The 26,375-nt window shown below is 59.5% G+C and carries 19 protein-coding genes and 2 pseudogenes; 18 read left to right on the forward strand and 3 right to left on the reverse strand.

Annotation, left to right across the window (positions count from 1 at the left end):
• Positions 1-276: 276 nt before the first annotated feature.
• Positions 277-996: a response regulator gene (locus J6524_RS16990; RefSeq protein WP_225672481.1), complete on the reverse strand. Its 720-nt coding sequence runs from the start codon at positions 994-996 to the stop codon at positions 277-279.
• A gap of 609 nt (positions 997-1,605) precedes the next feature.
• Here J6524_RS16990 and J6524_RS16995 point away from each other — a divergent pair.
• Complete coding sequence (locus tag J6524_RS16995; protein WP_225672483.1) at positions 1,606-2,073, forward strand: metallophosphoesterase family protein; 468 nt, start codon at positions 1,606-1,608, stop codon at positions 2,071-2,073.
• Between the two features lie 41 nt (positions 2,074-2,114).
• On the opposite strand, the pseudogene J6524_RS17000 reads toward J6524_RS16995, so the two are convergent.
• Positions 2,115-2,364 (reverse strand): annotated as a pseudogene (locus tag J6524_RS17000) (SOS response-associated peptidase); the annotation flags it as partial.
• A gap of 97 nt (positions 2,365-2,461) precedes the next feature.
• Between J6524_RS17000 and J6524_RS17005 the strand changes: the two are divergent.
• From J6524_RS17005 to J6524_RS17050, 10 genes are all read left to right on the forward strand, one after another.
• Positions 2,462-2,683, forward strand: a complete 222-nt coding sequence (locus J6524_RS17005; protein WP_225672485.1) for a hypothetical protein — start codon at positions 2,462-2,464, stop codon at positions 2,681-2,683.
• Between the two features lie 5 nt (positions 2,684-2,688).
• On the forward strand, positions 2,689-3,111 hold the full coding sequence (locus tag J6524_RS17010; RefSeq protein ID WP_225672487.1) for a hypothetical protein: 423 nt from the start codon (positions 2,689-2,691) through the stop codon (positions 3,109-3,111).
• Positions 3,112-3,662: 551 nt separating this feature from the next.
• Entirely contained in the window at positions 3,663-5,201 is a 1,539-nt protein-coding gene (locus J6524_RS17015; protein ID WP_376712034.1) for an amidase, read from the forward strand.
• 163 nt (positions 5,202-5,364) lie between these two features.
• The gene (locus J6524_RS17020; RefSeq protein WP_225672491.1) at positions 5,365-5,721 is read left to right on the forward strand and encodes an Mth938-like domain-containing protein; all 357 of its coding nucleotides are present in this window, start codon (positions 5,365-5,367) and stop codon (positions 5,719-5,721) included.
• A 328-nt stretch (positions 5,722-6,049) separates the two neighbouring features.
• The gene (locus J6524_RS17025) at positions 6,050-8,020 is read left to right on the forward strand and encodes an AMP-binding protein (RefSeq protein ID WP_225672493.1); all 1,971 of its coding nucleotides are present in this window, start codon (positions 6,050-6,052) and stop codon (positions 8,018-8,020) included.
• A complete protein-coding gene (locus J6524_RS17030) occupies positions 8,017-8,802 on the forward strand; it encodes an ABC transporter ATP-binding protein (protein ID WP_225672495.1) in 786 nt (261 codons plus the stop codon). Before J6524_RS17025 ends, J6524_RS17030 begins: the two co-directional genes overlap by 4 nt.
• 156 nt (positions 8,803-8,958) lie before the next feature.
• A complete protein-coding gene (locus J6524_RS17035) occupies positions 8,959-9,843 on the forward strand; it encodes a branched-chain amino acid ABC transporter permease (RefSeq protein ID WP_225672592.1) in 885 nt (294 codons plus the stop codon).
• Between the two features lie 16 nt (positions 9,844-9,859).
• Positions 9,860-10,987, forward strand: a complete 1,128-nt coding sequence (locus J6524_RS17040) for a branched-chain amino acid ABC transporter permease (protein WP_225672497.1) — start codon at positions 9,860-9,862, stop codon at positions 10,985-10,987.
• A gap of 108 nt (positions 10,988-11,095) precedes the next feature.
• Positions 11,096-12,415 carry an ABC transporter substrate-binding protein gene (locus J6524_RS17045; RefSeq protein ID WP_225672499.1) on the forward strand — a complete coding sequence of 440 codons (1,320 nt, stop codon included), beginning with the start codon at positions 11,096-11,098 and terminating at the stop codon, positions 12,413-12,415.
• 77 nt (positions 12,416-12,492) lie between these two features.
• Positions 12,493-13,332: an ABC transporter ATP-binding protein gene (locus J6524_RS17050; protein ID WP_225672501.1), complete on the forward strand. Its 840-nt coding sequence runs from the start codon at positions 12,493-12,495 to the stop codon at positions 13,330-13,332.
• An 86-nt stretch (positions 13,333-13,418) separates the two neighbouring features.
• Here J6524_RS17050 and J6524_RS37965 read toward each other — a convergent pair.
• Positions 13,419-13,580, reverse strand: a pseudogene (locus J6524_RS37965) (ATP-binding protein); the annotation flags it as partial.
• A 102-nt stretch (positions 13,581-13,682) separates the two neighbouring features.
• On the opposite strand from J6524_RS37965, the gene J6524_RS17055 reads away from it, so the two are divergent.
• From J6524_RS17055 to J6524_RS17085, 7 genes are all read left to right on the forward strand, one after another.
• Positions 13,683-17,819, forward strand: a complete 4,137-nt coding sequence (locus tag J6524_RS17055; protein WP_225672504.1) for a HigA family addiction module antitoxin — start codon at positions 13,683-13,685, stop codon at positions 17,817-17,819.
• Between the two features lie 345 nt (positions 17,820-18,164).
• A complete protein-coding gene (locus J6524_RS17060; RefSeq protein ID WP_225672505.1) occupies positions 18,165-19,220 on the forward strand; it encodes a sugar phosphate isomerase/epimerase family protein in 1,056 nt (351 codons plus the stop codon).
• 14 nt (positions 19,221-19,234) lie between these two features.
• Positions 19,235-20,410, forward strand: coding sequence for a Gfo/Idh/MocA family protein (locus J6524_RS17065; RefSeq protein ID WP_225672507.1), 1,176 nt, complete (start codon positions 19,235-19,237; stop codon positions 20,408-20,410).
• 685 nt (positions 20,411-21,095) lie between these two features.
• Complete coding sequence (locus J6524_RS17070) at positions 21,096-21,275, forward strand: hypothetical protein (protein WP_225672509.1); 180 nt, start codon at positions 21,096-21,098, stop codon at positions 21,273-21,275.
• A gap of 216 nt (positions 21,276-21,491) precedes the next feature.
• The gene (locus J6524_RS17075; protein ID WP_225672511.1) at positions 21,492-22,994 is read left to right on the forward strand and encodes an Nramp family divalent metal transporter; all 1,503 of its coding nucleotides are present in this window, start codon (positions 21,492-21,494) and stop codon (positions 22,992-22,994) included.
• 153 nt (positions 22,995-23,147) lie between these two features.
• Positions 23,148-23,417 (forward strand): hypothetical protein, encoded by a 270-nt coding sequence (locus J6524_RS17080; protein ID WP_225672513.1) that lies wholly within the window; start codon positions 23,148-23,150, stop codon positions 23,415-23,417.
• Positions 23,418-24,618: 1,201 nt separating this feature from the next.
• Entirely contained in the window at positions 24,619-26,364 is a 1,746-nt protein-coding gene (locus J6524_RS17085; protein WP_225672514.1) for a hypothetical protein, read from the forward strand.
• Positions 26,365-26,375 lie beyond the last annotated feature (11 nt).

Genomic DNA, 26,375 nt, shown 5'->3' on the forward strand with positions numbered 1-26,375 from the left:
ACGCCGAGGCGTCCTTCAGGCCGTTCGTCGATATCCAATATCTCGCCGAACTGGTGTTGCTGGCATTGAGGATGTCGGTCTGCAGCGACTGAGGGGTCGCTTCCAGGACCCGGGCGAGCGATGCACACCGGCTGAATATCTCGCCCTTGGCGGCCTTCCGGATCGCCTGCCCGTGCTCATCCCAGGAAATGAAGAACACGACTGCTTGCGACAGCGCGAGGGACAGCAGCGTGAAGCAGATGAAGCGGGCTGCAAGACTGCGCGTCCACAAGCTCATCATGGCTGCCCAACCTCTGCGACGAGGCTGTATCCACCACCCCAGTGCGTCTTGATCAAGGTAGGTACTTTCGGATCGGCCTCGATCTTCTTCCGCAAGCGGCTGACCTGATTGTCGATGCTCCGGTCGAACGGATCGGCATCTCGGCCGACGGTGAGGTCAAGGAGCTGATTGCGGCTGAGTACCAGGCCCGGGTGATCGAGAAATGCGCACAAGAGACGGAACTCCGCCGTGCTGAGCGGCACAGCAACGCCGTCGTCTCCCAGCAACTCGCGCCGATTGACGTCAAAGGTCCACCGATCAAAACGTACAATCTTGCTCGCGAGCCGGCCCTTCTGCGGCGGCAGGCTTTGCACTCGTCGAAGCACCGCCTTGATGCGGGCGAGGAGTTCGCGGGGATTGAATGGCTTGGTCACGTAGTCATCTGCGCCCACTTCCAGACCGACGATGCGATCGGTCTCCTCCGCCATGGCAGTCAGCAGGATAACAGGAAGATCCGTGGTGCTGCGCAGATGGCGGCAGAGGGACAATCCGTCCTCGCCTGGTATCATGATGTCGAGAACCACCAGGTCCGGAGCACTTCGCTCGAGCAAACGGCGCAGTGCGACAGCACTCTCCGCAAGGCTGATGCGGTAGCCATGCTGCATCAAGTATTTGCCGACCAGGTCGCGGATGTCACGATGATCGTCCACGACGGCGATGTGCGGTGCTGAGTCCATCCGATTGCTCCGTTCCGCATCATACTGAAGTCCGCCACCCAACCCATCGGAAAAGTGTAACAGAATGTATCGGCCGCGTGCATGGCCACCAGGATTTGATTCAATTGGGAACCCGCATTGAACGCAAGGTGATTGAAGAGCAGCTGACGGGAGCCGGCGTCAGGTAAAGATGGCCCAACCTGTCGCGAACTATGCAATGCAGCATCCTTGAGACAGATCGCGACAATCTCCGGTAGCGGTCGGCAAAGTTCTGCGACAACCGGACCGCATCGTGCGCGTGCTCAACGAAGCAGGAGCGTTGCATGTGCACGATGGCCGCCGTTTCTCGCGGGGTAGTTCTGGAAATCTCGGGAGGCTCATCAGCCGGGAACGATGATGGCGACATCACGAAAGGACGGCTTCTTCGCAGAGCCGCATTTCGGATAAGCTGCCTGCTCGTTCTCGTGTTGCGGAATGCCTCGACTTCGGCCACGCCCGTTGACTTGACGCAGGGTGCAAGTCGCATGGCCATTTCGCGTGTCGTGACGGACGGCGACTGTTGGACGCCTGCCATGTTACGCGGTATCAAGGCGGTCAGACCCGCCGCGCATCGAAGGATACTGCCGCGCAGTGCTGAGGATTGGCATCATCTCGGATACCCACGGGCTCCTGCGGCCCGAGGCTGAGCAGGAACTTGCCGGGGTGGCGCACATTATTCACGCTGGTGACATCGGTCGGGCGGAGGTCCTCGTCAGGCTCCGTCGGATCGCGCCTGTCACTGCCATCAGAGGAAACATCGATGCCGGCGCCTGGGCGGAACACTATCCCGATACTCTGACGGTAAGGCTCGGCGATCGGTCCTTCTATGTCTTGCACGACCTTCAGCAACTGCAGATCGATCCAGCAGCTTGCGGAATTGATGTCGTCGTTTCCGGCCACTCGCATCGACCGCGGATCGAAACGATTGACGGTGTACTCTTTCTAAATCCTGGAAGTGCCGGGCCACGGCGTTTCAAGCTGCCTATCACGTTGGCTACTTTGGAGCTAACCTCAAGTGACCTTCGGCCGGTCATTCACGACCTTAGTCGCGCCGAGTGATTTGGACGAGCCTCGACGGGACGCTCAGCCGTGTCCTCTCAGAGCAACGCGAACAGATCGCTGATAGTTTTACCTTCTTTCAGTTTCCGTGCCGACATCCAGTTGGTCCAGATACCGGCGAAGCAGGCGAGGGGACGCGCCCCGTCGATTGCGAAGCAGATGTCGCCGCCTTGGCGGTTAAATTTCTGAAGAAGTTGAATGATATAGCGCAACGGTTTTCGGTCCCCGAGCCCATTGAGCCCAGTGCTTGCTAGCGACCTTGCGGATGTTGGTAGCTCCATCGTCTGGCTCCGGCGTCTTCCAATCGGAATGTTCTTCTCTTGAAAATCCGTCAGGTCGGTCAGATACTGGTGGGTCCTTGGCTATCATCCATCCGAGGAGGAAGATCATGGCGATCCAGATCGTGATGAACCGCACCGGCGACAGCCGTCACTCTTTCAACCCCCACGACGTACGGGAAGTGGCGAAGGCGGAGCAGCGGTTCTATGAATTGACGAAGGCTGGCTTCACCGCCGCGGTCAGGCGAGGCCCCGATCAGGTCTCGCAGATCCGATCGTTCGACCCCACTGCGGAAGAAACCCTCTTTTTCCCCAGATTGGTCGGCGGGTAGTCACCATGTTCGGTTTTCGGCGGTTGCCGCCGGGCGGCCGCTCCCGGGTGAGAGCGGCGCGCAGTCTCTTCATCACGCACGGCGCCGAGAGCACGCCAGAAGGCCGGTCGCTGCGGCTTCTGCGGAGATGGCTATCGCCCGCGCAGCGGGAGCAGTTCGCCAAGAGGGGCTACTTCGAAGTCGTCGGAAGCGACAGCGGAAAGCGGTACAGAATCCACGCCGGGGCCTCGGTGAACGTCTGCGAGATCGACGAAAGAGGTCGCCTGCAGGAGGGGCTGTGTTTCATGCCGATCGGCGCGCTTCCGATCGGAGATGTCATGCTCGCCCAGAAGATCGCGCTCGAGACATGCGAGGACAAGGCGCGCGCCGTGGCACGCCGGTTCACTCCGAACGGCTTCCATTTCAGACAAAGCCGACCTCTCGGCTAGCGCCGCCGGCCTCATCTTGCGACGGAGCCATTCGATGCCGACTTCCGCTGCGGCTTCGACATCGTCCCCGACGTGGCCTGACGAACGCAAGCCGTGAAAGCTGCAAGCTCTTGAAGATCGCCGGTGGCTGCGCGATAATCTGCCTGCTGGACCGCGCGTCGCTCCGCAGTCCGCGCGAGGATGCCGGAGGCATCTGGTAGAGGCCTTAGCCGCCGATCTGCTCGGCCCCACGCCTCACGTTCCGACCTCATGCGACTGCTGCGCCTCAGCGCTGTCCGGACGCAAGGGCTCGTTATGACTTTGCAGCTTGGCACGCCGGCCGCGGCGGTGGCCTCCGCTTGACCGTCGCGGCCACCGACCACCAAACCGTCCCCGACGCCTTAGGACGAGTGGTGGATCGAGGAGTCAACCCGTTGGTCGAGGGAGGATATGCCATGAGAGCATCGCCAAACTATTCGCGTCGCCGCTTCCTTCATGCCGGCACGGCTGGTGTGGCGGCAACCGTTGTCGCCGCAACGACAACTTCCGCTCGTGCGGCCGCCGAGTCGGGCATGCAAGCGCCACCGCCGACGGTGACGGCTCCGCGGATTCTGCGCAAGCCGCCGCTGCCTGAATTGGGGCGCATCGCCAGATCTTACAATTTGGATCTCAGCCGCGACGATTTGATGTCGTTCCGCAACCTCATGGACGGTGTGCTTGCGTCATACCGTCGCCTGGACCAGTTCGCGGAGCCGACATTGGCGGTGAAGTACCCGCGGGACGCGGGATTCCGTCCACCCGCCTCAGATAATCGGCTCAACGCTTGGTACTGGAGGTGCTCGGTTAAAGGCGCAGCGTCGGGGCCTCTCGCGGGCAAGAAAATCGCGATCAAAGACAATGTGTGCGTCGCCGGGATTCCCATGATGAACGGCTCCAACGTGTTGGAGGGTTACGTCCCTGACGTGGACGCGACCATTGTGACCCGCATCCTCGATGCCGGTGGGGAGATCGTCGGCAAGGCCGTGTGTGAGCATCTTTGCTTCTCGGGCGGCAGCCATACCTCCGACACTGGGCCCGTGCTCAATCCGCACGATCCGAAGCGATCTGCCGGAGGCTCCTCCAGCGGCAGCGCGGCGCTCGTCGCCGCCGGCGAGTGCGACATGGCCATCGGCGGCGACCAGGGAGGGTCGATCCGAATTCCCAGCTCTTTCTGCGGAGCGGTTGGCCACAAGCCCACGCACGGACTTGTGCCATACACAGGTGTCTTTCCGATTGAATTAACGCTCGATCATACCGGACCCATTGCCCGTACCGCCGGCGATGCCGCCCGGCTTCTCGAGGTGCTCGCCGGACCCGATGGCCTCGACCCACGCCAACCAGCGGGACTGCGTACGGAAGCCTATACCAAGCAACTCACCGGAGACGCCCGCGGCCTAAAGATCGGGATCGTCAAGGAGGGGTTTGGCTGGCCCAATTCCGAGCCCGATGTCGATGCCATGGTACGCGAGGCGGCACAGCGCTTGACGCGAGCAGGAGGGACTGTGAGCGAGGTATCGATCCCCCTGCACCGTGACGGCATCCACATCTGGAACGCTATTGCCGTCGAGGGCGCCACCGCGTTGATGGTCGCGGGCAACAGCATGGGTACCAACTGGAAAGGGCACTACACAACTTCGCTTTTGGACTTCTACGGCCGGAGCCGACGGGTGCGCGCCAACGATCTTTCGGAGACCGTCAAGCTCGTCGTCCTGCTCGGCCAGTACATGCAGGACAATTACCAGGGCCGCTATTACGCCAAGGCCCAAAACCTCGCGCGCGTTCTACGCGCCGCCTACGACGAGCAACTTAAACAAGTCGATCTTCTGCTCATGCCTACGTTACCGTTGAAAGCCACGCTACTCCCGGCCCCGAATGCGAGCCGCGAGGACTACGTTGCGCGAGCACTCGAGATGATTTCCAACACGTGCCCGTTCGACGTTACTGGCCATCCTGCCGCCACGGTTCCGGCAGGCATGTCGGCAGGGCTTCCGGTTGGCATGATGCTGGTCGGACGCCACTGGGAGGACGGCACGGTGTTGCGTGCGGCTGACGCGTTCCAGATCGTCGGGTAGACGGCAGGAGCGAATTGCCGGCTAACGGCACCGCCGGGTCCAAGGTTCGCAAAACAGGAGGCCCGCAAGCCGGCGAGCGACGCGGGCTGCCCTGACATCGATGCCTGGCTCGTCTGCCGACGCGGAGTTGGGGTCTTGTGCGGGGATCATGAGGAGGTCAGCCATGGAGATCGAACGCACTACATTCGGCACCATCACGATTGACGGAAAAACTTATGAACACGACGTGATCGTCCGTCTGTCCGGCGAAGTGGCAAAGCGGAAGAAGAAGTTGTCGAAGAAGTACTACGGCACCTCGCATGTCCTCTCGAAGGACGAAGCGAAATTCGTCTTTGAGGATGGATGCGAGCAGCTAATCCTTGGCTCGGGCCAGATGGGCAATGTGCATCTGTCGCCGGAAGCAGAGGCGTATTTTGCGAAAAAGGGTTGCGTGGTCGTGTTGCAGCCGACCCCTGAGGCGATCCATACGTTCAACAGCTCGCGCGCGAAGAAGATCGGCCTTTTTCACGTTACCTGCTGAATCGGATTCGGGCGGTCCCGCAGTGCGGCCGCAATTGCGATCAAGGCGCGTGGGTATATCGGCCTCTAGCTGAGTTACGGTCTGCATGCTCGAAGACCTGCTACTGCAAGTAGCGCGAAGCTACGCTACCGTCCCTCGCCCGCTTGCTCATTTCTACCAATTGATACCCCACCAATGGGCCTGGGTCGGTCACGCCGGCACTTGTAGGACCCTCGATCCGTTGTAATGTAACGGACGCATGCGGAATCTGTATGGCTGCTTCCCGAAGGGCGCAGCGTCACAATAAGCAGGCGCGAACCAACGTGCCGATTTTTAGATCGAGACCGACATGGCCGTTGGCGGATCGTTCGACACGTTCCCCAAGCTGCTGGCGCGAAATGCCGCGCAGTTTAGCAGCCGTCCTGCGTTTCGGCATAAGGATCTCGGCATCTGGCAGACGTGGACCTGGGCCCAGGTGGCAGAGATCGTGCGCGCTTACGCTGCGGGCTTGCATCGACTTGGATTACAGCCAGGAGACACGATCGCCATCGTTGGTTCCAACCGGCCGAAGCTCTATTGGACGCTGATGGCAGCGCAAGTGCTGCGCGCGATTCCCGTTCCGGTCTATTCGGACGCAGTGGCCGACGAGCTTGCTCATGTCCTCGCTCACGCCGACGTGAAGTTTGTTGCGGCGCAAGATCAGGAGCAGGTCGACAAGGTCTTTTCTATATCCGACCGGGTGCCGCATCTCCACAAGGTCGTCTATGACGAGCCGCGTGGCCTCGATGACTACGACCACGACCGATTAATCGCAATCCGCGATGTCATTGAAGACGGCCGCGCCGCGCTGACCGCCAGCGCGGCGCTCGGCAGGCAGATCGACGAGTTCATCCGGCAGGGTGAAGGTTCTGACATCTCGATCATCCTCTACACCTCGGGAACAACCGGCGCGTCGAAGGGCGTCATGCTGTCGGCGCGAGGCTGCATCGACGCTGCGACTGACACCGTCAGGTTTGACAGGCTGACCGACAAGGACGTGGCGCTCGCCTACCTGCCGCTCGCCTGGGTTGGTGATCATTACCTCAACTATGCACAGGGCATTGTCGCTGGATTCTGCATGGCGTGTCCGGAGAGCAGTGAGACGATCGAACAGGATCGGCGCGAGATCGGGCCAACCTTCTATTTCGCCCCGCCGCGTGGTTTCGAAGCCATGCTGACGCGGGTGATGATCCGCATGGAGGACGCCGCAGCCATCAAGCGGCGCATGTTCAACTACTTCCTTGGCATTGCGCGGCGGTATGGCGAACAGATCTTGACCGGAAAGTCGGTGCCGCTGTCTGGTCGGCTGCTCTATGCGGTCGGACGTTTGATGGTCTACGAGCCGCTCAAGAACGTCCTTGGCCTGTCTCGCGTGCGAGTCGCCTATACTGCAGGCGAGGCTATCGGTCCGGATCTGTTCGCGTTCTATCGCTCGATCGGACTAAACCTGAAGCAACTGTACGGTCAGACCGAAGCGTTCCTTTACGTTACCTGCCAGCCTGACGGTGAGATCTACTCCGATACGGTCGGCCCGGCTGCACCGAACGTCGACATCCGCATCGCGGAAACGGGCGAGGTGCAGTTCCGCTCACCGGGCATGTTCGTCGGATACTTCAAGGATCAGGCGAAATCTGCGGAAGCCATGACGTCCGACGGCTACGTCAAGACCGGCGACGCCGGCTTCTTCGACGAGAAGACCGGACACCTGAAGATCATCGATCGCGCGAAGGATGTCGGTCGGCTAGCTGACGGCACGATGTTTGCGCCGAAATATCTTGAGAACAAGTTGAAGTTTTTTCCCAACATCAAGGAAGCGGTCGTTTACGGCGATGGCAGGGATTTCGTTTGCGCCTTTCTTAATATCGACCCGGTCGCTGTGGCGAACTGGGCCGAACGCAACAACATCGCTTACGGTTCCTATCAGGAGCTGGCGGGGCATCCGCTCGTCTATGACATGGTGGCGAAAGATGTTGCCGAGGTGAACCGTTCCCTTGCGGAGGAAAAGATGCTGCGGGGCGCGCAGATTCGCCGCTTTCTCATTCTGCACAAGGAACTCGACGCAGATGATGGCGAATTGACCCGCACGCAGAAAGTTCGCCGCGGGTTCATCGCCGAGCGCTATGCGCCACTGATCACGGCGCTCTACGACGGTTCTCGTGAAGTCGACATTTCCACCGAGGTCACTTTTGAGGATGGTCGCAAGGGCGTGATCGCGGCGCGGGTCAAGATCCGCGACGTGCCAACAATTGGTGCGACGCAAGCTCTGGGGAGAGCCGCATGAGGATGCCGGATACCGGCGAAATCCTGCTTCAGGTCGAGGGGGTATCGCTGGCGTTTGGCGGCGTGAAAGCGCTGAGGAACGTTTCGTTTGACATCAGGAAAGGCGAAATTCGCGCCATCATCGGACCGAACGGCGCCGGAAAGACTTCGATGCTCAACGTCATCAACGGCTTTTATCATCCCAATCACGGCGCCATCACCTTCAAGGGAAGGACCCGCGCCGAGATGCAGCCGTTCGAGGCGGCCCGGGGCGGTATCGCGCGAACCTTTCAGAACGTCGCACTGTTCAAGGGAATGAGCGCGCTCGACAATATTATGGCTGGCCGCACGTTGAAGATGCGCCGGGGCCTTCTGTGGCAGATGCTGCGCTACGGCCCTGCGCTGGCGGAGGAGATCGAGCATCGGCACCGGGTCGAGGAGATTATTGATTTTCTGGAGATTGATGCAATCCGCAAGGTACCGGTTGCGCGTTTGCCATACGGCCTTCAGAAACGCGTCGAACTTGGCCGCGCCCTTGCGATGGAGCCCGATCTTCTTCTCCTCGACGAGCCGATGGCAGGCATGAACCTCGAGGAGAAGGAGGACATGTCGCGCTTCATCATCGACGTGAACCTTCACTACGGCACGACGATTGCGCTGATCGAGCACGACATGGCTGTGGTGATGGATCTCTCCCATCGCGTGGTGGTGCTCGATCATGGCGTGAAGATCGCCGATGGCACGCCGGATGAGGTCAAAAAGAATCAGGGCGTGATAGACGCCTATCTTGGCGTCGCGCACTAGAGCATGATCCGGAAGAGTGGAAACCGGTTTTCCGAAAAGATCATGCTCAAACAACGAGATGAGATCATGATGCGATTACTTGTAATCGCATCATGATCCAGGGAGCATTGCGTGATCGCATTGGGTCAAGTTCTCGAAGTGCTGATCGGCGGATTGATGTCCGGCGTGCTGTATTCGCTGGTCGCGCTCGGCTTCGTGTTGATCTTCAAAGCATCCGGTGTGTTCAATTTTGCCCAAGGCGCGATGGTGTTGCTTGCCGGGCTTGCGCTGGTTCGCTCGCTCGACCTGCTGGTAGCCAGGGGCTTTTCGCCTTGGACAGCGGTCATTCTTGGCATTGGCTTCGCTGCCGCGATCATGGCGATAACAGCTTGGCTGATACAGCGGTTCGTGGTCGGACCGCTTGTCAATCAGGGCGCCCTCACGCTGTTCATGTCCACCATCGGCGTGACATTCGTCCTCGAGGGGGCAGCGCAGATGATCTTCGGTTCCGATGTTTACCCGTTGCGACTGTTCCCGACCGACGTCTGGCTCCTGTTCGAAAGTCATTTTCCGGGTGGAATTCTGGTCAACAAACTGGATGTCTGGGGCGCCGTTATCGCCGGCATTCTGGTCGCGAGTCTCGCGATCTTCTTCCAGCAAACCAAGACCGGCCGCGCACTCAGGGCGGTCGCCGACGACCACTTGGCCGCGCAGTCGGTCGGGATTCCAATCAGCTGGATCTGGTTCGTGGTCTGGCTTGCCGCCGGTCTCGTCGCGCTGGTTGCGGCGACCGTGTGGGGTACCAAGCTGGGCGTACAGTTCTCCATCACCTTTCTCGCGCTGAAGGCATTGCCTGTTCTGATCATTGGGGGCCTTACTTCGGTGCCAGGAGCCATCGTCGGCGGGCTTATTGTGGGTGCGGGCGAGAAGATAGCCGAGGTGTTCCTGGGGTCTCATATTGGTGGCGGTATCGAATATTGGTTCGCTTATGTGCTGGCGCTGGCGGTGCTGCTCGTACGGCCGCAGGGGCTGTTCGGCGAGCGGATCATCGAGCGAATCTGACGACGAGGAGTTCCTTGTGCTTTATCGTGAGGCAGGCCAATTCAAGACGACCTACGCGGAGGACATGGCGATCTTCCCGATCCGCCAGGACCGTATTGCGCTCGCCATCTTGCTCGGTATTGCCTTCATTGGCGTGCCGCTCCTGGCCGACTTCGACATTTGGCCGTTCGGCAGCGACTATCTGCTTCGCGCCATTCTGCTGCCCTTCCTGATCCTCGCGCTCGCCGCAATCGGCGTAAACATTCTCGTCGGTTATTGCGGCCAGATCACGCTCGGCAGCGGCGCGTTCATGGCCATCGGCGCCTACTCTGCCTACAAGTTTGGGACCGGAGTTCATATTCCGCTTGCCTGGCTTGGCTTTGCGATTTCGATCCCGCCGCTGCCCGTGCCGACATCCATTTTGCTCGGCGGGCTCATGGCAGCGATTGCCGGAATCCTCTTCGGTATTCCCAGCCTGCGGATCAAGGGCCTCTATCTCGCGGTCGCAACGCTCGCGGCACAGTTCTTTTTCGACTGGGTATTCCTGCGAGTGCCGTGGTTCACCAATTACGCGCCCTCAGGGTCGGTCAATGCACCGGCACTGAACTTCTTCGGTCTGCACGTAGGCACGCCGATTGAGCGCTATCTGCTGTGCCTGATCTTCGTAACGGTGTTCGCGGTTCTGGCGAAGAACCTCGTTCGCGGCAATCTCGGCAGACAATGGATGGCAATCCGCGACATGGACATCGCCGCCGAGCTGATCGGCATCCGGCCACTCTACGCAAAGCTCACGGCGTTTGCGGTCTCTTCATTTATCATCGGCGTGGCGGGCGCACTCTGGGCGTTCGTCTACCTGGGCTCGTGGGAGCCGCTCGCCTTCTCGATCGACCGCTCGCTGCAGCTTCTTTTTATGGTGATTATCGGCGGCCTTGGATCGATCATGGGCTCATTCGTCGGTGCGGCCTTCATCCTCATTCTGCCGATCATGCTGAACCTGATTCCAACCCAACTCGGTGTGCCGCTGTCGACGGAGACGATTACGCATCTGGAGTTCATCATCTTTGGATCGTTGATCTGCTATCTTCTCATCAAGGAGCCACATGGGTTTGCCCGGCTTATTTCGATTGGCAAGGAGAAACTCAGACTTTGGCCGTTTCCTTACTGAAGCGATCGGGCCGAGATCGCAATGCGGGTGACGGCCGTTGGTAGAAGGAGTGAAGAAGCAAAGCCCCCGGCACTGCAAAAGAGGGGCTCACAGAGGAGGACATCAACCATGCTACGCAACAAACTGATGCTGGCCGCAGCCATACTTTCAGGCGGGGCGTTTGCCTCTCCTGCTGCAGCGCAGAACGAGCAATTCGTCCCGATACTATCCTACCGGACGGGCGCATACGCCGTGAATGGCGTACCGTACGCAAACGGCGTGGCCGACTATTACAACCTTATCAACGAGCGCGATGGCGGCATCAACGGCGTCAAGCTCCTGGTCGAGGAATGCGAAACCGGATACGCCACCGACAAGGGCGTTGAGTGTTACGAGCGTCTCAAGGGCAAGGGCCCGACCGGCGCAGCCTTCATCAATCCACTGTCGACCGGCATTACGTTCGCCCTCACCGAAAAGACCGCAACCGACAAGATCCCGATTATCACGATGGGCTATGGCCGTGCCGATTCCAAGAACGGAGCGGTGTTCGCGTACAATTTCCCGCTGCTCGGCACGTATTGGTCCGCGGCCGATATCGCGATCCAGCACGTCGCCAAGGAGGTGGGCGGCGCCGACAAGCTGAAGGGTAAGAAGATTTCGCTGCTCTATCACGACAGCCCATACGGCAAGGAGCCGATCCCGATGCTGCAGGTGCTGGCCAAGAAGTACGGCTTTGAGTTCACGCCGATCCCGGTCACGCATCCCGGTGTCGAACAGAAGTCGCAATGGCTGTCAATCCGCCAGAACCGGCCGGACTATGTCTTGGTCTGGGGCTGGGGCGTCATGAACGGCACGGCAGTCAAGGAAGCGGCGGCCGTTGCCTTTCCGCGCGACAAGATGATCGGTGTTTGGTGGTCGGGCGCAGAGCCGGATGTACAGCCGGCAGGCGATCAAGCCGTCGGCTACAAGGCGCTGATGCTTCAGCATGGTGCAGGCAAATTCCCCGTGCATGCCGACATCGAGAAATACGTCTATGCAAAGGGCAAGGGGGCGTCGGAGCCCGACAAGGTCGGCGAGGTTCTCTACAACCGCGGCATGGTGAACGCCATGCTCGGCGTAGAGGGGATTCGGAAGGCGCAGGAAAAGTTCGGCAAGAAGCCGCTGACAGGCGAGCAGGTCCGTTGGGGCCTTGAGAACCTCAACCTCTCTGAAGCACGTCTCAAGGAACTCGGCTTCGAAGGCATGTTGAAGCCGATCAAGATTTCCTGCTCAGATCACGAGGGGGCGCGGGACGGGCGCGTACAGCAGTGGGACGGCAAGGGCTGGAAGGTCATCTCCGACTGGTACACGGCCAACCAATCCGACACTGAACCACTCGTCGAGGAAGTTTCGGCGAAGTATGCCGCGGACAAAAAGATTCAACCGCGCGACTGCTCGAAAGAGAGTTGAACTCATCTCAGCGATCCGGGAGAAGCGTTCGCTCCTCCCGGATCTAGCGAGAGCCGAAACCGTCTGGAGGGAGCAGCGTGTCAAACCTTAACGCCCCCACGGCGACAGAAGCGGCAGCGCTGTTTCTGGTGGTCAACAATATCGAGGTTGTCTACGATCACGTCATCCTCGTATTGAAAGGTGTATCGTTGGACGTGCCGCGAGGCGGTATTGTCGCGCTGCTCGGTGCCAATGGTGCGGGCAAGACAACGACGCTGAAGGCTGTCTCCAACCTGCTGCATGCAGAGCGCGGCGAGGTCACCAAGGGCTCGATCCTGTTCGACGGCGTCGAAGTGCAGTCCCTGTCGCCAAACGAAGTGGTGCGGCGCGGCTGCATTCAGGTGATGGAGGGACGGCGTTGCTTCGCTCACCTTACGGTCGAAGAGAATCTCCTGACCGGCGCCTTTACGCGGACGGACGGCAAGGCCGCGATCGCGCAGGACCTGGAGCGAGTCTATGCCTATTTTCCCCGTCTCGCGGAACGGTGTAGTTCGACCGCCGGCTACACGTCCGGCGGCGAACAGCAAATGTGTGTGATCGGCCGTGCGCTGATGTCGCGTCCGAAGATGATCCTGCTCGACGAGCCTTCGATGGGCCTCGCGCCGCAGATCGTCGAAGAGATCTTCGAGATCGTGAAGGATCTGAATGTCAAGGAAGGCGTCTCGTTTCTTCTCGCCGAGCAGAACACCAATATGGCACTCAAATACGCAAACTACGGATACATCCTGGAAAATGGCCGAGTGGTGATGGACGGCGAGGCGAGGGCGCTCGCCGCAAATGAGGACGTCAAGGAATTCTATCTCGGCGTCGCCGGCGAGAAACGAAAATCATTCCGCGATGTGAAGCACTACAAGCGGCGCAAACGCTGGCTCGCGTAGGTGATGACGTTGAGTGATCGGCCCCCCGTTGAGTGGACCGGCCTTGCGATCCGCGACGCAAGGCCAGACTGCGGCTTGTCTCGCACCGGCATCCGATCAGTGGCCAGTTCGACTAGCGTCACGATCCGCCGACCGGCACCGTCAAGCTGGCAAACGATGGAGCCCTGCTCCTCGATGTAGGTCAAAAGACGCCGTGCACGTCGCAGCGAATGCGAGCCATAGGCGCGCGCAATTGCTGCATGCCAGGGAAGGGCTAGCTTTCCTTCGCCATTGTATTGTGTAGCGCTACGAGCTACACTCGGCTCAAGCGAACGATTCGGCTTGCTGCCACCAGTTCCTGGGAGCCTACCATGTCTGAATCGAATGAAGTTCCGCACCCCGGAACCCGCATCAAAACTGAGGTTATTCCGCACGGAATGTCGGTCACCAAGGCCGCCCAGATCATGGGGGTAGGGCGACCGGCTTTATCGAACCTGCTCAACGGCAACGCCGCGCTGTCCGCTGACATGGCAGCGCGGCTGGAGAAAGCATTCAAGAAATTCACACGCAAAGAGCTTCTCGACATGCAGGCGGAATACGATGCCGCGCAGGCCAATCAAAAGGATGCGCCGGCCAATGCCATGGCTTATGTGCCGCCGTTTCTGAGGATCAAAGCCAACAACATTGAAGGCTGGGTTTCCCACAACATCCCCGCACGCAGCCGCCTCGCGGTTTTCTTGCGTACGCTGGTCCATTCCACCGGCAGGGGGATTACTAAGGTCGATTTCCCGGGCAATGACGACGCGGAACGGCCCGGCTGGGACGGTTTTGTGGAGGCGGGTGAGGGAACGCCATGGGTGCCCGCCGGGCGCTCAGGCTGGGAATTCGGTGTGAACGAAGATCCCAAGACGAAGGCCGAGGGCGATTTCGAGAAAAGCGTTAAGGCGCACGGCAAAAAAGAGCGGGCCGAGACGACGTTCGTGTTCGTCACACCGCGGCGCTGGCTCGGCAAGGCCACATGGGTGTCGGCCATGCAGGCAAAGAGGCTCTGGAAGGATGTTCGCGCGTACGATGCGAGCGATCTTGAGCAATGGCTCGAACAATCATTGTCCGGTCAGGCATGGTTTGCCAACGAAACGGACATTCCAGCGCAGCATGTGCGCTCGCTCGATAAATGTTGGGCAGATTGGGCCGACGTCTCCAAGCCACCGCTGACGGGTGCATTATTCGCGCCCGCCATCGAAGCCGCCAAGCGGGTCATGCTCGCACGTTTGTCCAAGCCATCCGAAGCCCCAATCATGATCGCGGCAGATTCGACCGAGGAAGCGCTCGCTTTCCTCGCGCAACTGCTCGGCGAACGCGGTGGCGAGGAACTGATATCGTACCGCGACCGCGTGCTGGTCTTCGACAAGCCCGGCGTCCTGCCGCGCCTGGCTGCGGGCGCGCAGAGCTTCATTCCGGTGGTATTTACGCGGGAGGTCGAGCGCGAACTCGGGCCTTATGCAACGTCGATGCATTCCATCGTCGTCTACCCGCGCAACGCCACGACCAAAGAACCAGACATCGTCCTGGAGCCCGTCAATTATGAGGCTTTCGACAAGGCCCTCGCAGAGATGGGCAAGGATCGCGACGACATTGCGCGCTTGTCGACCGCCACCGGCCGCTCCCTTACCGTGCTGCGACGCCAGCTTTCCACGGTGCCGGCCGTGCGCACGCCGGCATGGGCAGACAATCATGAGACAGCGGCAAGCCTCGTGCCGTTCTTGTTCGTCGGCGCCTGGAACAGCAAGAACGAAACGGACAAATTGGCGCTTTCGCTGCTGTCGAGGGGACATACTTACGACGAGCTGGAGGAAGAATGTCAAAAATTAGCACAGTTGAATGACGCGCCGATCTGGTCGATCGGCGATTTCACGGGCGTGATCTCAAAAATCGATTTGCTGTACGCCATCGCAGGCGTGGTCACCGCCGATGATCTGAAGCGCTATTTCTCGATGGCACGCATGGTTCTAGGTGAAGATGACCCTGCGCTCGACCTAGACGAAGGTCAGCGCTGGGCTGCGGCGATCCACGGCAAGACGCGAAAATTTTCATCAGCCTTCCGTGAGGGCATTTCAGAGACGTTGGTGCTGCTCGCGGTGCACGGCAAGCATTTGTTCTCAGGTCGCCTTGGCATTGATACTGAGATTGAGGCGATCCGCGTCGTACGGGACTTGTTGCCGACCCCGTTGAACACAAGGATTCTGGAGGCCAACGACCGCGATCTTCCGACTTATGCGGAAGCGGCCCCCGATGAATTCCTTTCGATCCTAGAAAGAGACCTCAAGTCCAACGAACCTGCGGTGCTCGGCCTTCTGCGCCCGGTAGACAGCAGTGTTTTTGGGCGTCATCCGAGCCGCACCGGCTTGTTGTGGGCTTTGGAGGGGCTTTCGTGGAATCCCGCGACGTTGCCGCGTGCGGCTTTCATTCTGGCCCGGCTTGCCCAAATTGAGATCAACGACAACTGGGTCAATAAGCCGATCAATTCATTGGAGTCCATCTTTCGCGCATGGATGCCGCAGACTGCGGCTAACCATCAGCAGCGCGTAGACCTCATGAAAAGTCTTGCCAAGAGGTGCCCTGACGTTGCGTGGAAGATTTGCGTCGCTCAGTTCGGCGTACATCACCAGATAGGGCATTACAGTCACAAGCCGCGCTGGCGCTCCGACGGGTACGGATTCGGTGAAGCGTTCTCGACGTGGGAGCCGATCATAAAATTCATGCGCGAAATGCTTGAAATGGCGCTGACGTGGAAAGACCATTCCCTCGACATGTTATGCGATCTTGTGGAGCGGCTTCACGACCTAACCGACGAAGATCAGGCTCGCGTTTGGACGCTCATTGAGGTTTGGGCGAAGAACAAGGCCACGGACGCAGAAAAAGCAGCAATGCGCGAAAAGATCCGTGTCACGACGCTGTCGCGGAGGGCGGCGGTACGAGCGAAGGCGAAGAAGGAAGCGACGGGACTCGCCGCCGCTGGCAAGGCCGCCTATGCGGCGCTGGAGCCGAGTGATCTTTTGAACAAGAACCTTTGGCTATTCCGCGATGGCTGGGTCGAAGAATCCGCCGAAGAAATCGAGGACATCGATAAGATCGATTTCAACAAGCGAGAGGAGCGCATCAAGGAACAAAGAGTCGAGGCATTGCGTGAAATTTTTATGCAGCGCGGCCTCACCGGGATTGTGGAGCTTTCAGAGCGCGGAAAGGCATCTTGGGTGGTCGGAGCGCTTGCGACAAGTGAGGTGCTTAGCGAAAATGAACTCATAGAATTGCTTCGGCTTGCGCTGGACCCCATCCTCGCAGGCAAAGAGGACGTTTATTCGTACAAGAACCTCATCGCAGGTGCCGTGCGGGTACTGCGAGACACGAGCAAGTGCGAACGGGTGCTTAAAGGCGTCGCGGCGGGCCTGTCGGATGAGGCTACCGTGCAATTGCTTGTTCTTGCATCATTCGGCAAAAACACGTGGAATCTGGTGGACACGCTGAGCGAGCCAGCGCAGGCCAAATACTGGAACGAGGTTGTGCCGGAATGGATTCACGATTCCGATAGCGAAAACAATGAAGCTGTTGAGCGCCTATTAAAGGCTGATCGTCCCCGGGCCGCCTTCTCGTGCGTCCGGTACGAGCCGCAGAAACTTGATGCGCAGGTCCTTTATCGTTTGCTGCTCGCCATGGCGCAGGGCGGCAGTGAGCCGCCCGGGCATTACATGCTGGAACACTACCATGTCGAAGCGGCCTTCAAGAGCCTGAACGGCAGCGCGGCACTGACCCTCGATCAAAAGGCGGGGTTAGAGTTCGCCTACATCGATGCATTGGCGCGGCGTTGGGAGCGAAGGAATGATGCGTATGGCATCCCGAATCTGGAACGGTATATCGAAGCGCATCCTGAACAATTCGCTCGAGCGATCGCGTGGACTTACAAGCGCAACGACGGGGCTACCGATCCCCCCGAATTGCAGGTTTCGCCCGACCATGTGAAATCGATGGCCGAGCGCAGCTATAAACTTTTGGACGCACTGCACCGGATTCCCGGGCACGATGAGCTTGGCGAACTGAAAGCAGAATACCTGGCGAAGTGGGTTACGACTGTTCGCCGCCTCTGTGCAGAGCTGGGGCGCGCCAAGGTCGGCGATACCTCCATCGGCCGACTCTTGTCCGCCGCCCCCATCGGCAAGGACGGTGTGTGGCCATGCGAGCCAGTCCGCGATGTCCTGGAGGATGTCCAATCCGAAGAGATAATCCATGGCGCTCATAGCGGCGCGTATAATTCACGCGGTGTTCATTGGCGTGGCGAAGGCGGCGACCAGGAGCGCGATTTGGCGGAGAAGTATCGCAAATGGGGCGAGGCGCTCCAAGTTTCGCATCCCTTTGTGTCCTCAAAGCTCCTGATGGGGCTGGCTGCGACCTACGATCACGAAGCAAGCCGTGAGGACATGGCTGCTGGGATTAGGCGTCGCATGCGCCAATGACTTAGAGGGTTTCCGTGGATCGATGCGGGTGGGTAGAGAGCGCGCTGAAGGTTCCGAGCGGCGCGTAGGTCGAGAGCTCGCGGTATCGAAGATTGCGGTGAACTGTAAGTCGTCGCCTTCGTCATAGCTGGGAGGGAGTGCGGCAGCGAGTGGGGTACCGCGCCTTATAAGCGGCGGATGAAAGCTGATCGAGCGGAGGTTTATGGCGAGAAACTCAAGTTCCATCAAACGTGCTTGGGCTTCTTTGATCTAGAAAATCGCCGGGCCATCGATGAAAGTGTGAGGAAGCGAGTTTGGTGGGATAGCGGGCACGCGGTGCTGGAGCGTCCAGAGGAGAAGCATTTGATGAAGATGATCAAGGGACCGGCGATATTCCTCGCGCAGTTCACCGCCGACGCGGCGCCGTTCAACTCTCTCGACGCGATCTGCGAATGGGCCGCCTCGCTCGGCTACGAGGGAATTCAGATCCCCAGCTGGGATGGGCGACTCTTTGACCTCAACAAGGCCTCGGAGTCTCAGGACTATGCTGATGAGGTAAAGGGGATCGCAGCCGGTCACGGCCTTTCCATCACCGAACTCTCGACCCATCTCCAGGGTCAGCTCGTCGCCGTTCATCCGGCCTATGACGCGGTATTCGATGGCTTCGCCGTACCGGAAGTGCGAGGCAATCCCAAGGAGCGCACTAAGTGGGCCGTCGACCAGGTCAAGCGCGCAATCCGCGCCTCAGGGCGCCTCGGGCTCACGGCGCACGCGACTTTCTCCGGCGCATTGGCCTGGCCCTATGTCTATCCTTGGCCGCAGCGTCCGGCCGGCCTCGTCGAGGCCGCCTTTGACGAGCTCGCCAGGCGCTGGCAGCCGATCCTTGACTATGCGGACGAGCACGGCATTGATCTCGCTTATGAGATCCATCCAGGCGAAGATCTGCACGACGGCATCTCCTACGAGATGTTTCTAGAGCGAGTGAATGGCCACGCGCGCGCGAACCTGCTCTACGACCCGTCGCACTTGGCGTTACAGCAGCTCGACTATCTCGCCTACATCGATATCTATCACCAGCGCATTAAAGCCTTCCACGTCAAGGACGCAGAATTCAACCCGACGGGCCGCCAAGGCGTCTATGGCGGGTTCCAAAGCTGGGTCGACCGCGCCGGCCGCTTCCGCTCACTGGGCGATGGCCAGGTAGATTTCGGCGCGATCTTCTCGAAGCTCACGCAGTACGATTACGGCAGTTGGGCGGTGATGGAATGGGAATGCGCGCTCAAGCATCCTGAGCAAGGCGCGCGCGAGGGCGCCGAATTTATCAAAAGACATATCATTCGGGTCACGGAGAAGATCTTCGACGATTTCGCAGGCTCGGGCACCGACGACCAGATGAACCGCAAGATGCTTGGCATCTCCTGAGGGAGGAAGAAGAAATGGTTATTCAGGCAACCAGCGAGGCCGGTGGTCATGGCCGTATCCGGCTAGGCATGGTCGGCGGCGGCCAGGGAGCTTTTATCGGCGCCGTCCACCGCACTGCTGCGCATATCGACGACCAGTTTGAGCTGACAGCAGGCGCTTTGGCATCGGATCCGGTCCGAGCCAAGACATCGGCGAAGGAGCTCGGTATCGCCAACGACCGAGCCTATAGCTCGTTCGAAGAGATGGCGAAGGCGGAAGCCGCGCGCCCGGATGGCATCGAGGTGGTCTCGATCGTGACCCCGACCCACATACACAGCCCGGTCGCCAGGGTCTTCCTTGAAGCCGGCATTCACATCATCTGTGACAAACCGCTGACGATGACCGTCGCTGAGGCGGAGGAATTGGTGAATCTGGTCAGGAAGACGGGCAAGGTCTTCGTCGTGACCCACAACTACACGGGCTATCCCATGGTCCGACAGGCTCGCGCCATGGTCGCGAACGGCGATCTCGGCGAGATCCGGCTGGTGCAGGCCGAATATCTGCAGGATTGGCTGACGGAGCCATTAGAAGCAAGCGGCCATAAGCAGGCCGCGTGGCGCACGGACCCGGCTCGATCCGGCGTCGGCGGGTGCATCGGCGACATCGGCACCCACGCCTACAATCTCGCCTGCTTCGTCACTGGACTTGAGCTTGACGAACTGCTCGCCCAGCTCTCGACCTTCGTCGACGGCCGGCGTCTCGATGACGACGTCCAGGTCCTCCTCAAGTGGAAGGGAGGTGCCAGAGGTATGATTTGGGCGAGCCAGGTCGCGGTCGGCAATGAGAACGGCCTAAAGCTGCGCGTCTATGGGACCAAGGGCGGCCTCGAATGGGCACAGGAAAATCCGAACTATCTCTGGTTCACACCTTACGGGCAGCCCAAGCAACTTTTGACCCGCGGCGGTGCCGGCGCCTTGGTCGAGGCGGGACGTGTCACCCGGGTGCCATCGGGGCACCCCGAGGGTTACCTTGAGAGTTTCGCAACAATCTACGCTGAGGCTGCGCGCGCCATCCGCGCGGCACAGGCCGGCAAGGCGCCGGATCCGGCGGTGGTCTTCCCGACAGTCGAGGATGGCCTCGCCGGCGTGAAGTTCATCGAAGCCGCGGTGAACTCATCCTCGAGCAATGGCGCCTGGGTTCGCGTCGCGTAAATGGCCAACGGATTAACTTTGCGCGCCGAAGGCGGCTCATAGAGCGGGCTTCGACCAAGCTCTGGCCGACAACGTTCTAAGCAGGCCTAACGGATCCGTGGGCCTTGCGCTCATCGGCTATAAACCGCGATCCTACTTTGCATGGGGTTGTTTTCGATATTGGATCGATAGGATGCCCTCAGCGGCTCATCACCCAGTTTTTCGCGCCAGCACGATGCTCGTCCCAGCCGGTGCTGCGCCGTATCATCGAAGCTCTCTTCGGGCGCGCACGCCAGCACGTCGGCTGCGCTCCTGAACGCGGTCCATCACGCTCGCCTCCTCAATGAAGGATCGCGCAATTTCGACGACCGTGGTAGCTCAAACACTGTTGCGCGGAGATCGGGCAGTGCTGACAAGCAGCAATAGCCAATCCCCGTGAGCCGCCGCCGGCATCCATAAGATGCCGGCGACCGGTGAAGCCACAGCTTTGTAGCCAGCTCGCGGCCGCTCGCCAGCTCTGCGAGGCTGATGCTGACTCCAACCCCAAACACGAGCTCTTTGCACAGGAACTCGCCCAGCCGGGGCAACGCGACACTAAAAGCAAATCGGCATTTCTGATTGCGTTGCCGAGCTCCTGGGGCGCGGAACGGAGCGCGCCTGATTTTCGCATTTCTGAATGGGCCGCCCGCAGTCGGTGGCCCTGTATATGGTTCCGACAACAGACATCGACGATCGCAAGCTATTGGAGGCGCCGGGGTTCGCTGGCGCAGCGCTCGACCACGTCAGCCTCTACTTCAACCCGGGTCACCCCGGAGTGGACGTGCCACATTACCACGTCGTGATCTGGCACGTGAGCAGGAAGGAGGAAGCGCGTGTTGCGAAATGACGCCGCAACGTACGCCCAGTGGCGGCTGGACATCAGAATTACGCGGCTAGTCTGGGTTGCTTAGAAATTGATGAACAGCGTGAGGCGCAAACAACCGATGCAAGGGGCAATAGGCAATACCATTGCGCCTGCCTTGACACCTGCCTTTCTGGGGAGCACGCTCCCTAAGATTTGGACGTGTGCCGACCCGTTCGACGATGACCTGAGGGGGCGAGCATGGCCGAAGTTGCAGCAGCCAGCGGTGCGACCAGCGATCCGCGCGCCCTTCAGAATGTTCCAGACCCGCTGCCTTTGACTATTGGCGGCATCATTGCCGCAGTAGGACCTCAAGCCATCAACTTCGGCATCTCGATCGGTGGGGGTGAGGCTTACCTGCTGCCCAACGTGGCCGCACGCGGGGCGCTAGGTTGGCATTGGTTGTTGGTGATCTCCGTCATCGTCGAGACGGCGCTGGTATATGAGTGCATCAAATATAGCTGCTGCACTGGTCGGTCGTTCTTCGCCGGCACCAACGAGCTCGCGCCACGTGGCTTCTGGCCGTGGTTTTGGGCGATCGCCGCGGTGCTGACGTGGGCATGGCCAGCGTGGATGGGAGGCGCGGTCGTCGCTGCGCAAAGGTTCACCGGCATTTCCACGCCTCAGGGCTGGACCCTTTTTGGCCAAGCGTTGCCGCCGCAGTACATCTGGGCCGTGCTGGCCCTCGTGCTGGTTCTCGTCGTCTTCTACTTTTCTAACCGCACTTACGCGTTTCTCGAGTGGTTCTTCAAGGTCATCATGTTTCTGAATATCGCCTTGGTCCTGGCGATCACTGTCATTGCCGCCAAACCCAGCGACTACATTACGATTCTGCAGGCCTATTTGGGGCTGCTATTCTTTTCGCCGGAATGGACGAAGAGTGTTACGCCGCTCGATATTGTTGCGCTCTACAATCAGCCCGGCGGCAGCCTGATGTGGGTCAGCTTTTGGGTAGTCGCGGCAGGATGGGGTATGGGCCGCTACGCGGGCCAGGTCACGGGCTTCCTGCGGCCGCCCGAGCGGATTACTGCCGAAGAGATACGCTGGAACAGCAACGATCCGCGGGAAGTCGCCAAGATGAAGCACTGGGTCCGGCTGGGCGGCTTGAGCCTTGTCGTATGGTGGGCGATCATCGGCGGCTTGATCATGACCTACCTCTATTCCGTCGCCGGCTATGCGTACCTCCACAACGAGTTCCTGAGTACCGGCAAGGTGCCGACCGGCGTGGAGGTGCCGCTGCAGATGGCGATCGTGGCACAGGGCGTTCTCGGGCCGGCCGCTGGAGCACTAATGCTGATCGTGATCATGGTCACGCTTTATGATGCCCAGTTCCCGTTTTATGACACCTTCGTCGGCCGCACCACGACCGATGCCATCGCCGTGACCACCGATCTAGAAGACAAGATTCCTTACCGCGTGTGGTATTTCATCGTAGTAACCGTCGCGGTCTTGGCAGGCTTCTATCTGATCCTACAGCAACAGCCGTTCTTCATGTGGCTAATGGTGGCTGTGGCGGCAGTGGTCTACCGCTCGATCGGTTCGCTGCAGATCATGATGATCAATAACCGTCGTCTGCCGCCGGAGTTTAGGGTCAGTACGCTGAACGCCATTATCCTCTGGTTCAGCTTCGTCACCGGCCTTCTGTCCGTCGGCTATTGGGCGTACCACTCATGGGCTGACATCATGAAGCGGTTTGCAGCCTGACGGTGCGACGGGAGAGGCCGGTACTTGCGGTTCGCGATCAGGCGATGGTGAGAGTCGTCCTTTGGCACATGTTGATGCTCGTATGGCTCGCGCTCCTGATCCGGGGCGTCTGGTGGATGTGGCCGGCTTTCGAGAAGCTGGAGTTCAGTCAGGATGCCGTCACCGGGCTGCTCTGGCTTTTCATGGGAAGCCTTCTTTGGCTGCTGGCGTTTCTTTATGGGCGCGAACGCTATTGGCGGCATCGACGTCGCCTATCAGATCCCCGCTCTTGATTTCTGGTCGGTAGTGCACGCGGGCCATGAGCGCCAAGCTTGGCTCGCGCCCCATGACGGTCGCGTCGGAGCGTGTCCTAATTTGCCTTCAACCGCCGATGAAATCTCGCGCGCCACCGGCCGTAGCTGGCTCGCGAGGTTCGGCACGTGAGCATGGCCGAAGCTTCAATGTTGGCGCGGGGGCTAGCCGGCCTCAAAAGTCCGGTTCATTCCTACTGCGGTAGGCCCTCCTTAGGTGTTCATAGGCAAACGTGCAGCCGAGAAGACTCGATGCGCATTTACGGCGCGCACGCCAGGGAATCTCGCTTGGAATTGGCAGTATCCAGCAACAATAGGATTGTAGTTCCAGAATCCTTGCGCATTTGCTTGCGCGCTAATAGGCCAGATTGAGAAGAAGTCCGATCGGGGTGTCGAAATCCGTTTCGCTGCTAATCGACACCGCTCATTCGATTGCCGTTCCTCCATAATGACGTCAAGTGCGGCGAGTGATCCCAGATTCCTCGCTAACGGCGATGCGCCCAGCGACATTTTCTGAGGGGTTGGATTTATATGGCTAGGAGTTCTCTGTGGAGGATATTGCCGCCGTTGCGGACGGCTTTGGCGATCACGCGCGCCCGGCGACTATACTATTTTCGCCGAAATAGTATAACGGGCAAATGTTGAAGACATTACGGTAACCAATTGAAATCGCAGCATTATCACTTCTCCGTCGCGCCGATGATGGATTGGACCGAGAGTTCTTTTTTTTCAATTAGTTAGAAGGCGGTGTGTGCACGACGTGTGCACCGAGAGATCAAAGAAAATCCAGCGACAACCAGCGTAAGCAGGCTCAACTGAACCGCTGTAGGTCAGCCGGGCCGATGTTCAGGGAAGGCTGAGGGATCTCGTTTGGCAGACCGCGAGTTTGCGTCGGTAAGTTGCCAAGCGTTTATTCGCGCAAGGTGCGGTTATGGAACGCCCGTCCTCACGGACAACTGCTGACTCTTAACAGCGGGTCCCAGGTTCGAGCCATGGTGCGCCAAATCATAGCAAAATCAACAACTTACAGGTAGCTGTTAAAGCGTCATTCCACACGTCCTACACGCGGAAGGACAGCGGCTGTTGCGATAACCTGGCGCTCTCGCCCGAGCAGTCGACTTCAAGCACCTTCGCGCAGGCGCTGCCGTGAGTTTTCGCCATGATGGCCCGTTAGGATCGCGCGAACTTTATGAGCGGCTCAGTGTGATTTCAGCCGGCAGGGAAAGGGCCGCTTCCACAAGATAGGGGAGGGCTCGCGCTTTATTCGGTCGACCTACGAGCCGGACTGATCCAAAATCCCTGCGAGCAGAGAACAGAAATTTCCCGTAGCAGTGATGGCAACATTAGAAGACGTATTTCGTTCGTTGTTTCCCGAATTTCCCGCCGACCAAGACCCGTTCGTACAACCGCCCCGGTTGCCCGCCGACGTCTTTGCGTTCTCAGCTCACCTGCTGGAGCGCTCGGGCGCATCCCATCACATCGCGCCGTATGTCCCTATGCGAGACTCCGATTTTCGCAGCCTGATCGTGGATGCGGCGATGCGAAATCGCGCCGCCAAGCTTGGGAAGGAATGGCTCCGCGCGCCGACGCCGGCCGGTCGGACGCTTCCCGCCGCGCCAAGCGGTGTCATAGCGAAGTGGCGTCGTCTCAGGAAATTTCGCGATCGAATCGTCTATGAGCCGCTACTGGAGAAATCGGACGCTCCTGACTGGTGGATGCCTTGTCTCGAGCTGATGATGATTGCGGACGAGGCGTCCCGGGATATCGGATTCGATTCGGATCATCCGTTCGCTTTACCGATGCGTTCCGCATATATATTGGAGGAGACCGAGGACGACTTTTACACGCTTCAACGAGCGTCATTTTCACTATCGACTGCCGTCGATGATCTTGTGTGTGTCCAACCTAAATCAAGGACTCCCACTGTCGGATGCACCCTGAGGTCGCTTTCGCATCACCTCGCGCTGCTTCCTCCGCGAGGACAGGTTCGTGCTCGTTGGGTCCAACCGGTATTTCCTGAACGAGCCGGCCAAAGGCCCAAAAAGTTGGGACTTCTGCTCTTGCCGTACCCGTTCCGGATCGCTGACGACGTCTTCGAGAAGGTCGCTGCGCACGCAAAGGAGACATGGGGATGGTTCGGTGTGCGGTCCAGTTGGCTGCCGGACAATCGAGACAGAACGAAGCGAAAGGCGTTCGTCGAATATGTCTTGCACTTGGTGCGCGAGGCGAGGTCGAAAGGCAAGCGCGTCGACGCGGTGGTGCTTCCCGAGCTTGCGCTCAATTTCACGCAGTTCGTGGACCTCGCTCGAGCTCTCGCCAAAGACGAAATGATCGAATTTCTCATTGCGGGAATAACGCACGATCGTTCCGGCCGCAGAGGAAATTTCGTCTCTATCGCCCCGTTCTTCCTGTTGGAAAGTCGTCGGACCGCCAACATGACGGACTGGGAAAAGATCATCCTGGTGCGGGAAAAGCACCATCGCTGGAAGCTTAATTCTTCGCAGATCGAAGCTTACGATCTTGGGCTAGATCCCAAAAAGAGCTGGTGGGAGCATCTGTCCATTCTCAGCCGGAGTCTGGACGTCCTGGTGTTCAGAGGAAACAGTACCTTGACGACTTTGATTTGTGAGGACTTGGCGCGCGTCGATCCGTGCCAAGCGGTCGTCCGGGGCGTCGGGCCCAACCTGCTTATCGCGCTCCTGATGGACGGACCACAATTGGAGAACAGGTGGCCGGCGAGATACGCAACGGTCCTGGCTGAAGATCCGGGAACGTCGGTTCTGACACTCACTTCGTTCGGCCTGATAGCGCGTCAAAACGAACTTGGGGATCATCCGCAAGCCAGCGCCATAGCGCTTTGGAAAGACGACGTGAACGGGGCGAAGAAGCTTGAGCTTCCGAGAGATTCCGACGCTCTCGTTCTGGAGCTAGTCGCGCAAGGAAAAACCGAACGGACGCTGGATGGTCGGTCAGACGATGGATCGACCCATCGGTGGGTCTACGATGCGCACGGTGCCGTCAGTGTCGGAGCACAAAATCGGCCTGATTGGATCACGACCGGAGTGGCTAAATCCAAATAGACGAATCGATC

Origin of the sequence: Bradyrhizobium hereditatis, assembly GCF_020329435.1 — a bacterium.
GTDB classification, from domain to species: domain Bacteria; phylum Pseudomonadota; class Alphaproteobacteria; order Rhizobiales; family Xanthobacteraceae; genus Bradyrhizobium; species Bradyrhizobium hereditatis.

Bases quoted from the DNA above. Each gene is read 5' to 3' on its own strand.
- J6524_RS17055 (WP_225672504.1), top strand. From the start codon at position 13,683: ATGTCTGAATCGAATGAAGTTCCGCACCCCGGAACCCGCATCAAAACT.
- J6524_RS17080 (WP_225672513.1), top strand. From the start codon at position 23,148: ATGCCGTCACCGGGCTGCTCTGGCTTTTCATGGGAAGCCTTCTTTGGC.
- J6524_RS17025 (WP_225672493.1), top strand. From the start codon at position 6,050: ATGGCCGTTGGCGGATCGTTCGACACGTTCCCCAAGCTGCTGGCGCGA.
- J6524_RS17005 (WP_225672485.1), top strand. From the start codon at position 2,462: ATGGCGATCCAGATCGTGATGAACCGCACCGGCGACAGCCGTCACTCT.
- J6524_RS17070 (WP_225672509.1), top strand. From the start codon at position 21,096: ATGGTTCCGACAACAGACATCGACGATCGCAAGCTATTGGAGGCGCCG.
- J6524_RS17045 (WP_225672499.1), top strand. From the start codon at position 11,096: ATGCTACGCAACAAACTGATGCTGGCCGCAGCCATACTTTCAGGCGGG.
- J6524_RS17075 (WP_225672511.1), top strand. From the start codon at position 21,492: ATGGCCGAAGTTGCAGCAGCCAGCGGTGCGACCAGCGATCCGCGCGCC.
- J6524_RS17030 (WP_225672495.1), top strand. From the start codon at position 8,017: ATGAGGATGCCGGATACCGGCGAAATCCTGCTTCAGGTCGAGGGGGTA.
- J6524_RS17060 (WP_225672505.1), top strand. From the start codon at position 18,165: ATGAAGATGATCAAGGGACCGGCGATATTCCTCGCGCAGTTCACCGCC.
- J6524_RS16990 (WP_225672481.1), bottom strand. From the start codon at position 996: ATGGACTCAGCACCGCACATCGCCGTCGTGGACGATCATCGTGACATC.
- J6524_RS17020 (WP_225672491.1), top strand. From the start codon at position 5,365: ATGGAGATCGAACGCACTACATTCGGCACCATCACGATTGACGGAAAA.
- J6524_RS17015 (WP_376712034.1), top strand. From the start codon at position 3,663: ATGCAAGCGCCACCGCCGACGGTGACGGCTCCGCGGATTCTGCGCAAG.
- J6524_RS17010 (WP_225672487.1), top strand. From the start codon at position 2,689: ATGTTCGGTTTTCGGCGGTTGCCGCCGGGCGGCCGCTCCCGGGTGAGA.
- J6524_RS17085 (WP_225672514.1), top strand. From the start codon at position 24,619: ATGGCAACATTAGAAGACGTATTTCGTTCGTTGTTTCCCGAATTTCCC.
- J6524_RS17035 (WP_225672592.1), top strand. From the start codon at position 8,959: ATGTCCGGCGTGCTGTATTCGCTGGTCGCGCTCGGCTTCGTGTTGATC.
- J6524_RS17065 (WP_225672507.1), top strand. From the start codon at position 19,235: ATGGTTATTCAGGCAACCAGCGAGGCCGGTGGTCATGGCCGTATCCGG.